At 38.2% G+C, this 14427-nt stretch carries 15 protein-coding genes and 1 tRNA gene; 15 read left to right on the top strand and 1 reads right to left on the bottom strand.

Features of this window, described 5'->3' with window-relative positions; all coding sequences use genetic code 11:
* Positions 1-26 precede the first annotated feature (26 nt).
* The gene (gene rpmB / locus VCHSUH04_RS05690; protein WP_005386334.1) at positions 27-215 is read right to left on the bottom strand and encodes a 50S ribosomal protein L28; all 189 of its coding nucleotides are present in this window, start codon (positions 213-215) and stop codon (positions 27-29) included.
* A gap of 223 nt (positions 216-438) precedes the next feature.
* Here rpmB and recG point away from each other — a divergent pair, with 223 nt between their 5' ends.
* From recG to VCHSUH04_RS05615, 15 genes are all read left to right on the top strand, one after another.
* On the top strand, positions 439-2481 hold the full coding sequence (gene recG / locus VCHSUH04_RS05685) for an ATP-dependent DNA helicase RecG (RefSeq protein ID WP_105085715.1): 2043 nt from the start codon (positions 439-441) through the stop codon (positions 2479-2481).
* A gap of 132 nt (positions 2482-2613) precedes the next feature.
* Positions 2614-2799, top strand: a complete 186-nt coding sequence (locus tag VCHSUH04_RS05680; RefSeq protein WP_060924254.1) for a 4-oxalocrotonate tautomerase — start codon at positions 2614-2616, stop codon at positions 2797-2799.
* 75 nt (positions 2800-2874) lie between these two features.
* Positions 2875-4329, top strand: coding sequence for an IMP dehydrogenase (gene guaB / locus VCHSUH04_RS05675; protein ID WP_105085714.1), 1455 nt, complete (start codon positions 2875-2877; stop codon positions 4327-4329).
* A 15-nt stretch (positions 4330-4344) separates the two neighbouring features.
* Entirely contained in the window at positions 4345-5067 is a 723-nt protein-coding gene (locus tag VCHSUH04_RS05670) for a WecB/TagA/CpsF family glycosyltransferase (RefSeq protein ID WP_105085713.1), read from the top strand.
* 14 nt (positions 5068-5081) lie between these two features.
* A complete protein-coding gene (locus VCHSUH04_RS05665) occupies positions 5082-5723 on the top strand; it encodes a phosphatidylserine decarboxylase family protein (protein WP_060924257.1) in 642 nt (213 codons plus the stop codon).
* On the top strand, positions 5716-6387 hold the full coding sequence (gene pssA / locus VCHSUH04_RS05660; protein WP_105085712.1) for a CDP-diacylglycerol--serine O-phosphatidyltransferase: 672 nt from the start codon (positions 5716-5718) through the stop codon (positions 6385-6387). Before VCHSUH04_RS05665 ends, pssA begins: the two co-directional genes overlap by 8 nt.
* A gap of 19 nt (positions 6388-6406) precedes the next feature.
* Entirely contained in the window at positions 6407-7669 is a 1263-nt protein-coding gene (locus tag VCHSUH04_RS05655) for a glycosyltransferase family 2 protein (RefSeq protein ID WP_105085711.1), read from the top strand.
* 17 nt (positions 7670-7686) lie between these two features.
* Positions 7687-8448 (top strand): 5'/3'-nucleotidase SurE, encoded by a 762-nt coding sequence (gene surE / locus VCHSUH04_RS05650; protein ID WP_105085710.1) that lies wholly within the window; start codon positions 7687-7689, stop codon positions 8446-8448.
* Between the two features lie 54 nt (positions 8449-8502).
* A tRNA-Leu gene (locus VCHSUH04_RS05645) sits at positions 8503-8586 on the top strand.
* Between the two features lie 103 nt (positions 8587-8689).
* Positions 8690-9481, top strand: coding sequence for a hypothetical protein (locus VCHSUH04_RS05640; RefSeq protein WP_105085709.1), 792 nt, complete (start codon positions 8690-8692; stop codon positions 9479-9481).
* 68 nt (positions 9482-9549) lie between these two features.
* Positions 9550-9921, top strand: coding sequence for a holo-ACP synthase (acpS, locus tag VCHSUH04_RS05635; protein WP_105085708.1), 372 nt, complete (start codon positions 9550-9552; stop codon positions 9919-9921).
* A gap of 1 nt (position 9922) precedes the next feature.
* Positions 9923-11494: an NAD(P)H-hydrate dehydratase gene (locus VCHSUH04_RS05630; protein WP_105085707.1), complete on the top strand. Its 1572-nt coding sequence runs from the start codon at positions 9923-9925 to the stop codon at positions 11492-11494.
* Between the two features lie 2 nt (positions 11495-11496).
* Positions 11497-12441, top strand: coding sequence for a ComEC/Rec2 family competence protein (locus VCHSUH04_RS05625; protein ID WP_105085706.1), 945 nt, complete (start codon positions 11497-11499; stop codon positions 12439-12441).
* A 245-nt stretch (positions 12442-12686) separates the two neighbouring features.
* Positions 12687-13784 (top strand): N-acetylmuramoyl-L-alanine amidase, encoded by a 1098-nt coding sequence (locus tag VCHSUH04_RS05620; RefSeq protein WP_105085705.1) that lies wholly within the window; start codon positions 12687-12689, stop codon positions 13782-13784.
* Between the two features lie 3 nt (positions 13785-13787).
* On the top strand, positions 13788-14348 hold the full coding sequence (locus tag VCHSUH04_RS05615; RefSeq protein WP_105085704.1) for a GerMN domain-containing protein: 561 nt from the start codon (positions 13788-13790) through the stop codon (positions 14346-14348).
* Positions 14349-14427: the final 79 nt, after the last annotated feature.

Raw genomic sequence — 14427 nt, 5'->3', positions numbered from 1 at the left:
CCCAAAGAGTACATGTACTTTTTATTTTACGCGCGTGTAATTTTATTAGAACGAAGGCAGCGAGTGCATACGTTTACTTTTTTAGTAGCACCGTCTACAACCGCCCGTACTCTTTGAATGTTCGGTTTCCAAGTTTTTCTTGTGCGAATGTGAGAGTGACTCACGTTCATACCGCTAGATGTGGATTTACCACATACTTCGCAAAGGTTTGCCATAGTTTCCACCTCCAAGCTTAATCTATAACATAACAAAAGTATATTATCATAAAGAGTAGCGTAAAGCAAGTGTTTTTATCGTACATATTGCTCTTTTTATGAAATATACTACAATATAAGGTATACTATATATCATATTCTATGATATGAGTGGGCTTTTACACAAGGATATACAGAAATTGGATATATTTCATGTGTTTATCGTATATTTAAAGGAGTTTCTATGGATGAACGGTTGACGACCATAAAGGGGATAGGTCCTGGTCGAGAGAAACAATTATATAAGTTGGGAATTACCAATATAACATCCTTGTTAACGTATTTCCCAAGAACCTATGAAGACCGCCGTACGATTTATAGAATTGGTGATTTAAAATCTGGCATGACTGGTGGCGTGGTTGGGAATGTTATTGCTGTACAAGAAAAACGCCCTCGTCCCCGATTATCTATTTTAGAAGTAGTCATTGCAGATGGTACAGATCCTTTAAAGATTGTGCTATTTAACCAAGGGTATAAGAAGAACTTTTATAAAAAAGGGCAGCGTCTATATGCATATGGTAAAGCAGAGTTCCAATATGGCTCTATGCAAATGAATACGCCCCAAATAGAAAATTTGGGAGACGGTGGAGAGCCTGACCGAGGTATCGTTCCCATTTATGCTCTTGCAGATGGGGTATCTCAGTTTGTGGTGCGCTCATCGGTACGAAATTGGTTTGCCGCTAATCACGAGTTGCCAGAGATTTTGCCTGCTGAAGTTCGTGAAGCACATCAATATATGACTCGTTATGATGCATTTAAAATGATGCATTTTCCAGAGTCTTCAGAGCGATATGAAGAGGCGCGTCATCAACTAGCTTATGAGGAGTTATTTGTCATGCAATCTGGATTGGCATTGTTACGAAATAAAGAACAATGTCATAAAGGTCCTAAGATGGGTCTCAATGGAGACTTAATGGCTCAGTGTATAGAAAATTTACCGTTCTCCTTAACAGGTGATCAACAGCGTGCATTAGAGGACATTCGTATCGATATGGAAGATGAACGGCCTATGCAACGATTATTGCAAGGTGATGTAGGTTCCGGTAAAACGGTTGTAGCTACGTTGAGTTTGTTGAAAGCCATTGAAAATGGGTACCAAGGGGCGTTAATGGCTCCAACGGAGATTTTGGCGACACAACATTACGAAGGTATAACAGAAGTGTGTGGTAATTTGGGGATTACCATAGAGCTATTAACGGGATCTACTACAAAAAAAGAAAAAGAACGTATCTATGAGGGATTAGCTGATGGATCCATTCATATGATTATTGGTACCCATGCTCTTATTCAAGAAGGTGTTAACTTCCACAATTTAGGACTCGTTATTATCGATGAACAACATCGCTTTGGAGTAGAGCAACGGGCTAGATTGCAACAAAAAGGGACATATCCACATGTTCTTATTATGACAGCTACCCCAATTCCTAGAACCATGACATTATCTGTGTATGGTGATTTAGCAGTATCCTTAATCAAAGAAATGCCACCGGGACGTAAACCTGTCAAAACCTATGCTGTAGATAGTTCGTATAAGGAACGATTAAGAACATTCTTTGGCAAGGAGATGGCAGAAGGTCGTCAAGTTTATGTAGTATGCCCACTTGTTGAAGAATCTGAAAAGTTAGATTTACAAGCTGCTGAGGAATTATATCTGGAGTTAAAAGAGTACTTTTACAAGGCTTACGAAGTTGGTCTTGTACATGGGCGCATGAAACCAAGTGAAAAGGATGAAGTGATGAATGCCTTTCATAAGGGTGAGATTTCATTGCTCGTTTCTACTACCGTTATCGAGGTTGGTGTTAATGTGCCAAATGCGACCATTATGTGTATTGAAGGGGCAGAACGTTTTGGCCTATCTCAATTGCATCAGTTACGTGGCCGTGTAGGTCGTGGATATCATCAATCTTATTGCATTCTTGTGAGTGATTCTAAAAATGATGTGAGCCAAGAACGATTAAAATTGATGGAACAGACTCAGGATGGCTTTGAACTAGCAGAGCAAGATTTACTGCTTCGCGGTTCTGGCCAATTATTTGGATTAGCTCAATCAGGATTACCTGATTTGCGGGTGGCTAATATCATTAAAGATATTGAAATATTGGTACAGGCTCGTAAGGATGTACTAGAGTTTGGAAGTCAATATGGAATGGAAAAACTTGAATCTGTAATGAAAGAAGAATTAGAAAAAAGATTTGGTGAAAAATTTCTTAGAATATTGTATAATTAAGAGGTAGGAATAATAAGTACATAAGTAGCGATAATATTAGATTTTATCTGGGTTTTTCCCTTGTGTATCTGTTCCTCATACCGTATAATAGAACAAACAAATTTATTTCATTTTTCATCTATGGAGGTCAATATGCCACTTATTCATGTAGAGCTCGTTGAAGGGCGCACAAAAGAACAAAAAAAACAATTAGGTGAAGCTATCACTAAAGCTGCGGTTGATATCGTTAATGTACCTGCTGACGCAGTAAAGATTATCTTCGTAGATATGAAAAAAGATGATTATATGGAAGGCGGCATTTTGCGGTCTGAACGCTAAGCTACGACTGACCGCCTAGTCCAGATGGACTAGGCGGGTCGTAGTTTTGTTTTATTATACGTAAAGGAATTAAATATGAGAGACGATAAATTCGGTATGCGTGGACTAACTTTTGACGATGTTTTATTAGTACCAGCGGCTTCTGATGTGCTACCAAATCAAGTAGAGTTAAAAACTCAATTAACTCGTGACATTACATTGAATATCCCTATGATTAGTTCTGGGATGGATACAGTTACTGAATCCCGTATGGCTATTGCTATGGCTCGTGAAGGTGGCCTTGGTGTTATCCATAAAAATATGTCTATTGAAGAACAAGCCCATGAAGTTGATAAGGTAAAACGCTCTGAACATGGTGTTATCGTCGATCCTATTTTCTTAAGCCCTCAAAATTTACTATCTGATGCAGCAGAAATTATGGAAAAATATAAAATTTCTGGTGTACCTATCACAGAACATGGTAAACTAGTAGGGATCATTACAAATCGCGATATGCGTTTTGAAACTGATTTAACTCGCCAAATCGGAGACTGCATGACAAAGGATTCCCTTGTTACTGCACCAGAAGGTACCTCTCTTGAAGAGGCGAAAGCAATTTTAAGTGAACATCGCATTGAAAAATTACCTCTCGTAGATGGTGATGGAAACTTAAAAGGATTAATTACTATAAAAGATATTGAAAAAGCGACAAAATATCCAAATTCAGCTAAAGATAGTAGTGGCCGCCTATTAGTTGGTGCTGCTGTTGGTGTGTCTAAAGATTTATATGATCGTCTTGATGCACTTGTATCTGCAAAGGCTGATGTAATCATTGTAGATACAGCACATGGGCATTCTGCAGGTGTACTACGTACATTGAAAGAAATTAAACAAGCTTATCCTCATATTCCTGTTATTGCAGGCAATGTTGCTACTGCAGCTGGTACAGAGGCTCTTATTGAAGCTGGTGCCGATGCTGTTAAGGTTGGTATTGGACCTGGTTCTATTTGTACAACTCGCGTTATTGCAGGTATTGGGGTACCTCAAATTACTGCTGTTTACGAGTCTGCTCAAGTAGGTCGTCGTTATGGCATTCCTATCATCGCTGATGGGGGCATTAAATACTCTGGCGATATTGCTAAGGCTATTGCTGCTGGTGCTAATGTAGTCATGATGGGGAATATTTTAGCTGGTACTGATGAAAGCCCAGGGGAACAAGTGATTTACCAAGGTCGTTCCTATAAAGTGTACCGCGGCATGGGTAGCTTAGGGGCTATGAAGCTTGGTAGTAAAGATCGTTATTTCCAAACAGAAGCTAAGAAATTAGTTCCTGAAGGTATTGAAGGTCGCGTGCCTTATAAAGGTATGTTGGCTGATACAATTTTCCAAATGGTTGGTGGTTTGCGTGCAAGTATGGGGTATTGCGGATGTCATAACATCCAAGAAATGATTGAGAATACTCAATTCATTCAAATTACAGCGGCTGGTTTAAAAGAAAGTCATCCGCATGATGTAAGCATTACCGTTGAAGCACCAAATTATAGTGGTTGATAATGGAGTATTACATTGAATAAACGTATTTCTGTTTTATCTGTGCCTATCGATTGTGTAACAATGGATGAGGCTGTCCAACGTATTTTACAATTAACTGAAGAGCCAGGACTACATTTAGTAGCCACGGCTAATGCAGAAATGGTTATGTTGGCAAATGAAAATCCTACATTGCACACCATATTGAATAATGCTAGTCTCGTCGTTCCTGATGGGGCTGGCATTTTGTGGGCTGCAGAGCGTAAAGGTGAACATGTTCCTGAACGCGTAACTGGTGTAGACGTAACTAAACGATTATTTAAAGTTGCGGCTGAACGGCAAATTCCTGTATACTGCTTAGGGGCAGCACCTGGTGTTGCTCAACGAGCAATTGATAATTTATCTGCCCAAGTTGGACCGTTAAATATAGCAGGGATTCATGATGGATTCTTCGATAGCACAGAGGAACAAGAAATCGTTAAGGCTATTAGTGAGTCTAAGGCAAAATTAGTCTTTGTTGCCTTAGGCGTACCAAAGCAAGAACAATGGATTTCAGAAAAATTGAGTCGCCTAGATGGCGTTGTTGCTATCGGCATAGGTGGTTCCTTTGATGTCTTGGCAGGTAATATTCCTCGGGCTCCAGAATGGATGCAACGCAATCGTCTCGAATGGTTGTATCGATTATATTTAGAACCTCAACGGATTGGCCGCATGTTGGCTATTCCGAAGTTTATGTGGACCGTTATTAGAAATAAATAGAGGAGTGTTGAATCGTGCCTACAGGACCAATAATTAAGGAAGGGTTCCCACTGATAGGGGCTATGCTCATTATCGCGGTGGTATTAGGATTTTTAGGACATTATGTAATTGCGATTATTTCATTTATTCTGGCATTATTTTTCGTTAATTTCTTTAGAAATCCTAAACGTGTAATCCCTCAAGATCCAGATTTAATTTTATCTCCAGCGGATGGTAAAATTATGGATATTTCTGATGTATACGAAGATATTTACTTACATAAAGAGTGTAAAAAAGTAACTATTTTCCTATCTGTTTTTGACGTACATGCTAATCGTGCGCCTATTGATGGTAAAATTACATACCGTCACTACACAATGGGCAGTTTCTTGCCTGCCTTTAAAGATAGTGTAGGTTTTGAAAATGAACGTCATACTATTTGTATTGAAAATGATCGTACTTCCGTATTGGTAACACAAATTGCAGGCCTTTTAGCGCGTCGTATCGTATCTTGGACAGACCTTGATAGCGTGCTTGAACGCGGCCAATTGTACGGGATGATTAAATTCGGTTCTTGTACTGAAATCTACATGGATAAGGATGTAGAGTTGTTCGTGGAAAAAGGTCAACATATTACAGGTGGAGACACTGTTATCGGGAGGTTGCGTCATGAATAAATCTATTATTCCAAATTTATTTACTAGTGCTAATTTAGCTTTTGGTGTGCTAGGTATCACATTTTCTGCCACAGGAAATACCTTCTTTGCTGCTATCTGCGTACTATTATCTTTAGTTGCTGATGGTTTAGATGGTCGTGTAGCGAGAGCTTTAGGTGTGGCAGGACCTATGGGTCGTGAATTAGACTCTTTGTCAGATGTTGTAGGCTTTGGTGTAGCACCAGCTTATATGTTATATATGAAAGAGCTTTATGGTTTGGGATGGATTGCCTATGTACCATTATTAGTATTTGCTGTATTAGGCGCATTCCGTCTTGCTCGCTTTAACATTAAAACTGAAGAAGTTCATGGTTACTTTGAAGGGTTGCCAATTCCAGCTGCAGGTTGTTTGGCTGCTACCTACGTATTGTGTGGTGTAGAGGTTCCTCAATTTGTATTAGTAGTTTGCATGATTGGTGTAGGCTTCTTAATGGTTAGTGAAGTAAAATACCCAGACTTCAAAGGTAAAACTGCAATCTATATTAATAAACTTTCCATTGTACTAACTGCTATTTTTGTTATAGCTTGTCTCGTATATGATTGGCATACATGGGCAGTGATGATCTTTGCTGGTTATGTAGTATTTGGCCTTGTTAATGGGGCGTTAAATATAGTGCGTAAATAAGTGTGTGGAGGATAATAGTATGAATTACCTACTGGATCTGATATTGATCCCTATGCAGGTAATAATCGTAATTTATACGGTTTATTATTTTGTGCTCGCCGTAATTGGTATGTGGCGGTCTCGAGTACATAAAAACTATACCCCTAAAAATTCCTTTGCTATCGTTGTATGTGCTCATAATGAGGAAGCAGTAGTTGGTGAGTTAGTAAAAAACTTACGTAGTTTGGACTACCCTGATGAGTTGTACGATATCTTTGTTGTTGCCGATAACTGTACAGATAAGACTGCTGAGGTAGCAAGTGCTGCAGGTGCCAATGTACATGAACGATTCAATAAAGAAGAAGTAGGCAAAGGCTATGCCATGGGATGGATGTTTGATCGTGTGGAAAAAATGGATCGGAAATATGATGCCTTTCTTATCTTTGATGCCGATAATTTAGTACATCCACAATTTATGTTAGAAATGAATGATCATCTTGAAAAAGGTGAGTCTGTAATTCAAGGTTATTTGAACTCTAAAAACCCAACAGACTCTTGGGTTGCGGGTACATTTTCCATCATGTTTTGGATGGTTAATCATATGTGGCATTTGGCAAAATACCGCATTGGCTTGTCCACTGCACTAGGTGGTACTGGTATGTGTATACGTACATCTATCATCCGTGAATATGGCTGGGATTGTAATAGCTTAACTGAGGATATGGAATTCTCTATGAAGCTATTAACACATGGTCTTAAAACTACTTGGGCTCATGATGCCATTGTATACGATGAAAAGGTTACGACTATGATGGCTTCTTGTAAACAACGTTTACGTTGGGCACAAGGTCAATTTGACTGTGCGGATCGATATATTCCTAAATTATTTGCCGCAGGCATTAAACAAGGAAATATCGTTATCCTAGATGGCATTTTACAAGTTAGTCAGCCTTATTTCTTGTTGTTGACAACTATATATTTAGTATTTTCATATATCAATGCATATGTGCCAATTTATACAAATATTTTGTATCAAATTATGCCGATGTCTGTATGGCAAATTATCGGTATTGGTCAATATTTGTTCCCACTTATTGTGTTGTTAAAAATTAAAGTTCCACCTAAAATTTGGTTCTACTATTTGTTATATCCAATTTTTGTATACTCTTGGGTTCCTGTAAATATTTTAGGTTGGTTCCGTCGTCATAATAAGGAATGGTCTCATACAGTTCATACGCGAGCTGTTGGTTTGAATGACGTGAAATTAACACGTATGGGCAATATGAATAAGAATAAAAAATAGAATCTGTAGGAGTGAATATGCATATTTTAATGTGTAATGATGATGGTATTTTAGCAGATGGTTTACGCCGTCTTGCATCGTACTTAAGTCAATATTATCGAATTACCGTTGTAGCACCTGCAAATGAGCAAAGTGCTAAATCCCATGCATTGACGACTGAGATTCCTTTAAAATTAGACGCGTACAATGGCGAGGATGAAAATCCTCGCCTTTATGCTCTAACGGGAACTCCTTCTGATTGCATGAAGTTTGGCCTTAGTTATTTATTGACCGATGATATGCCTGATCTTGTTATTTCAGGTATTAATCATGGCTTTAATCTGGGCTCAGATGTGCTATATTCTGGTACTGTATCTGCTGCTATGGAAAGTTGTTTTTATGGCATTCCAGGGTTAGCATTATCTGTGGAACGATATTCTCCTGAACGAGGGGATGAACTGCATCCCTTTATCCATGAATTGATAGAAAAGATTTATGTGAAAGGGAATTTTGATGGCCTATTAAATGTGAACTTTCCGTTACGTGGCGTATGTGATTGGGATCATTTTAAAATGGTTAGCCAAGGTTTACAAACTTATAGCAATATTATTGATGCTCGCATTAATTCAAGAGGGCAGGATTACTATTGGCTGGCAGGCGAGCTAGATTATGGTGCTGAAAGTGTTCCCACTGATGTGGAATATGCTCGTAAAGGCTATATAACAGGTGTAGCTCTTACGTGGAAGCAACAATGTGACATCGGTATGGAAACGGTTAAAAATATTTTAGATAAAATATAAAAAATGTGTTGACATTGTTTTGGGATATCTGTATAATAACAAATGTTCCGAGACGCCGGAGTGGCGGAATGGCAGACGCACTTGACTCAAAATCAAGCGGGTAACACCGTGTGGGTTCAAGTCCCACCTCCGGCACCAACTTTAGGCGGTAAGACTTTTGTCTTACCGCCTATTTTTTATATATTTATATTTGTGAATTAATATACGATTATATACATTTTTGTTCGCTTGAGGTGATAATATGGATCAAGGTATGATTGATTATATTGCTAATGTCTTTGATATACCAAAGCTTGCACAACCTGTAAGTGCTGTCCAAATGCCTTTACCGTTAACACGATTGGCGGAGATACCATTAGATAGTTCTGTTAATCAGTGCCAAGGCTTTTGTTATAACTCAAAAAAAGATGTATTTGTCCTTGCATGTATAAATGCTGATAATACAAAGCAAATTATTTATGAAATTAATCCTACAACGTTGCAAGTAGCTGCTAAGTATGAATATAGTCAAAAACGTTTATTAGGTCATATGAATACGTTAACCTATAATCCGAATAACAATCGTTACTATACTACTAATGCTGTTGTAGATGGATATATTGTTACACCTATTGAAGCTGATAGTATGATTGTTGAAGCGCCCATTAAATTGAAAGAAAAGGTATTTAATTTTGCCTTTGATAAAGACCGTAATGAATATGTGTCGATTGTGCCTTTAACAAATTCCCATCGTACTATTAACTACTATGATTCAAATTTTAATAAGGTAAAAACGTATAAGATTGATGCAGAGCATACCGACTTAAATAATAATGGTGCTTATGCTGCTAATGGTAACACTATTTTTACAACCTTAACGACCTTCGTTTTCGTCGATGATGAAGGCGTAGTAAAGAATATAAGCCCTTATACTTCAGGAATGGAAGTAGAGGATATGGATTACCGTAATGGTCAGATGTACGTGGCGGTTAACCGTAAAGGTAAGGTAGAAATTTACAGTCTAGCCACATTGCCATTCTCTGTAAATGCCTAGATTTTATCTATGTTTTTATCCACTTTAAGAGTGTATAATATAAATGTTAGGGTAATTTAGGAGTTATTATGAAATTAGGGAATGATATTATAGAAATTGACCGCATCCGTCAAGCTTTAGAGAAATCTCAATCATTTCGCGACCGTGTATATACGCCTCATGAAATTGATTATTGTGAAAGCCGAAATAAGGGGCGTTACGAGTCTTATGCCGGTATATATGCCGCTAAAGAGGCTTTCATTAAAGCATTAGGTACGGGAATGCGTCATGGATCATGGCAAGATATAGAAATCGGTCATGATGAATTAGGGGCACCCTTAATTCGATTACAAAATACTTTTAAAGATATTTATGAAACATTAGGCTATACGGATACACATGTATCGATTAGTCATTGCAAAGCATATGCAATGAGTACAGTTATACTTGAAGGAGCATAAGATGCAAATATTAACAACTGAAGATGCTCGATATATAGATCAAGAAGTACCTAAGCAATTAGGTGTCTCTTTAGAAATTTTAATGGAAAATGCAGGACGTGGCATTGTGGATGCTTTGTGGGGACAATATGACTTGTTTTCTTTAGATAATGCACGTTCTATCAATAGTTTTGTACTATTTATCTGTGGTACAGGTAATAATGGGGCAGATGGCCTTGTAGCAGCTCGTTATCTTTTAGAGCAAGGTGTACCGGTACAAGTTGCACTAGTAGGAGATACGAGCAAATGTAGCGATCTTTTTGCAGTTCAACTCAAGAGATGTGAAGCAATGGGCTGTATCATTGATATGTTTGATGATTTTAATGATTGGTCAAATGTAGCTATAGTTGTAGAAGGCATTATGGGAACAGGGTTAGCTGGACGTCTTCGAGATACGACAATAGACATATTGCACGTTATTGATACTATGCGCAGTCAATATAATTTTGATTTGTGGGCTATTGATGTACCTGCAGGTGTTGATGCAACTTCTGGTCAAATCTCAGAGGGCACATTGTCTTATGATTATACAGTAACCTTTGGTGCTATAAAACAAGGTCTATTGTTGTATCCGGGCAAGGCTATAGGGGGAACAGTTATTGTTGCCCCTTTAGGAGCTCCTTGGCAGCAAGTATTAGTTAATCGTGATAGTACTATAACTATTGATTCAGATTTAGCAGAAACACTAATTAATTATCGAGTTCCAATGGCTCATAAAGGAGTAAATGGAAATACCCTAATTATTGGTGGTTCTAGTGATATGATTGGTGCTCCTATTTTAGCTGCAGAGGCTGCAGTTCATAGTGGTGCTGGCAAGGTGACATTAGGGGTTCCAGAATCGATTAAACAGATCGTACAAGGTCGCATTATACCGGAAGTTATGGTCACCTCTACAGAGGCTAATCAAGCTATGTTAGAAGGTCGCCAAGTGGTTGCTATGGGACCAGGACTAGGACGTACTTGTGATATTCCTGATTTTGTAGATTCTATTTTAGATAGCTACGAAGGTCAATTAGTTCTTGACGCAGATGCGCTTTATGCGTTGGGCCATGTAGGTTCTGTTGATAAAGATGCCTTACGCGATGGTGCGATTGAGTCTATATACATGGTGGAACGAGATCTACCTTATTGTGTTATGACACCTCACTTAGGTGAGTTTAGTAGGCTCATTGATTTACCTATAAAATGGATTGAACGTCACTATATTACATTGGCACGATCATTTGCTAAGGCTCATCAGGTAGTACTTGTTCTAAAAGGAATTCCTTCTGTTGTGGCACTACCTGACGGTACAGTTTATGTTAATACTATCGGAAACGCTGGTATGGGAACTGGCGGTATGGGGGATGTATTAACCGGAGTCATTGCAGGCTTTATCAGCCAAGGGTATTCCTTACAGGATAGTGCCATTTTAGGGGTCTATGTACATAGTCGCAGTGCAGATATACTAAGTGATACGAAAACTTGGGGATATACACCTAGTGATGTAAGTACTTCTATAGGCTGTGTCATTAGTGAATTATTGGGAGAATAAGAATGACAAATAAAATACAGCGCTTTATAGCCTTTTTATTAGTGCTATGTATTCCAATCTTTGCTATTGCAGGATGTACGCATAAAGATGTAGCTAATGCAGCATCTCAGACTAGTTCTAGTACAAATGAAGGCTATTCTATCGATACTAAGCAAACGAACCCTGAAGGCCATCTAGACGTATATATGTTAGATATCGGTCAAGGGGATGCTATACTGCTTAAGGTTGGCGATGAATATAGTATGATCGATACAGGTGACATAGAGCATCGTGAGAATATTGTAGCTCAGCTAAAATCTATGGGTGTTACTAAGTTAAAAAATATTATCATTACACATCCACATGCTGATCATATGGGGGGATTCTATGCTATTGCGAAAGCTATGCCCATTGAACATGTGTATGATGATGGCATTTCTGTTGATAATAATATGTATAAAACCTATGAGAAATGGATTGATAAAAATAAAATCCACCGCTCTACATTGCGTAGTGGAGATGTAGTTGATTTTGGACATGGTGCTGTATTTGTAGTATATGCACCATGGGCGGAACCTTTAACAGATAAAAAAGGGGAGCCAGATCTTAATAATAACTCTATCGTAGGTAAATTAATTTTTGGTAAATTCTCTATGCTCTTTACTGGTGATGCAGAATTACAAGAAGAGAAAAAACTCATAAAAGAGCAGAACTCTAGACTGTTTGCTCGCGTTCTTAAGGTAGGACATCACGGTTCTCGTACAAGTAGCTCTGAAGATTTTTTGAAATCTATTAAACCAGAAAGTGCATTAATTTCAAATGGCATGTATAATAGTTATGGTCATCCTCACGATATAACATTGCGTCGTTTGCAGGAGAACAATATTGCCATTTACCGTACAGATACGATGGGACGTATTCACATTAGTACGGATGGGAATGAATGGCAAATTACAACTGAACGTTAGTATCGATTGTATAGCACAAAAAATAATTTTAAGCAACTGATTTTTGTGTTTACTGTATAAAGACTTTATATAGTAATATGTATAATCGGCATACTAATCTTCATGTTTGTATGAAATAATCTATCTATAATCTAACATTAGTTTATGGATAGATTGGAACGATGAGACTTTGATTCACAAAGATATCATCGACTCATCTCTATGGTTTGGACACTACGTATGTCAGTTAGATTGGAGTGAATGTATTGCGTAAACTATTTTTTATGTGCCTTGCTGTCTTGATGGCTTTACCTCTATTCTTGACTCAAGCAAAGGCAGCTAATCTTGAAGATGCTCGATGGGTGACACGAACTGATGCACCTGTACCATATGTTCGTATGGTAATGGATCTATCAACACCTGTGAAAGCATCTGCATCGATTAGCAAAGATGGGAAAACGACGACTGTTACCTTAAAGAACACAAAGCTAAAAACTGCTAAAGTGAATATTAATATGGACTCTAGCATAGCTAGTTCTGCTAGACTTACAGAGGATGGCAGAGATGTGAAAGTAACAATCAAGACACCTTCATCTATCGATACGAGTGATGTAAAGGTATTTTCCTTGAAAAAAGATACGGTTAATAAGAAACCGTATCGCATCGTTGTAGATGTACAGAAAAAAGGTGTGGCACCTAAACCTGCTTACTATGGCAAACGTCCATCTCCTTCTGCACATCCTGCGAAAAATATGCCGACAGGATCTGGTAACTATTCTATTAGCGGTGGTTTATCTGGCAAGACAATTACTATTGACCCAGGTCATGGTGGTAGTGACTCTGGTGCCGTTGGACCACATGGTGTACAAGAGAAAAATATTACACTACCGATTTCTATGTACTTGAAAAAAGCTTTAGAAAATCGTGGCGCTAAAGTGCTTATGACTCGTACTACAGACGTAGACGTATATGGTCCTAATGCAAGTGGTGTTGATGAATTAGGCGCTCGTGTTAATGTAGCGAACCGTAGCAATTCTGATGCGCTCATCAGTGTGCATATTAACGCATTTAACAACCCAAGTGTTGGTGGTATTGCAACATACTACTATTCTAAAACAGGTAATGATGCTCGTTTAGCTCAAAAGGTACAATCTCAAATTGCTAGTGAACCAGGATTCAATGGTGACCGTGGCATTCAAGAAGGCAATTTGTATGTATTAAGACATACTAATATGCCTGCCATTCTTGTAGAGCTTGGATTTATTTCTAACCCTAATGAGGAACGTGCATTGCAATCTGCTCAAACACAAGAAGACTTTGCTAATCGCATTGCCAATGGTATTGCTAGTTACTTTGGAGGTTAATCGATGAAATTACGTAAACAAGTTCTGTCGATCCTCTGTGTAGGCTTGCTTGCATTTGTAGCAGGTTGTACACCTAATCAAGCTCCTACAACAGGTAAAAGTGAACCTGTGCAAGAGACGAAAGTCAATAAGGATGCAGAAACAACGAAAGTATCTCAAGAAAAGGTTAAGATGGCCTTCTTTGTTCCAACAGAGGATGGCTCAGGGGTAACACAATCAACTGTTGAGATGGAGGCGGATAAAGTAACGCCTAAAGCTGCTCTTCTAGCGATGCTAAAAGCTGATAGAGCACAAAAATATCCAGTATTCTCTAAGGATATTGAAATCACATCCGTTACTGTAAAGGACGGCATTGCTTCCGTAGAGGTTAATGACGCTTTCGTAAAAGGTAATGGTGGGGACTTAACTGTTAAATTGCAAATGGCTGCCATTGTAAATACATTGACATCCTTTGATAATATTAATGGCGTTCTCTTCGTTAATAATGGTAAAAAGGTTCTTACTGTAGGTTCCTTTGATACGAAAGATCCTGTTAAACGGATGACAAACCTAATTAAAAAATAATTATATTAGGCTCATTGATAGCAGATAGTTGATATATCAACTATCTGCTATTTTTGTTGTCTTTTATATATGTTACAAT

The organism is Veillonella sp. T14073-2, assembly GCF_002959875.1.
GTDB lineage: Bacteria > Bacillota > Negativicutes > Veillonellales > Veillonellaceae > Veillonella > Veillonella infantium.
The sequence above is the reverse complement of the archived record's forward strand: the minus strand, read 5'-3'. Positions and strand labels throughout refer to the sequence as shown.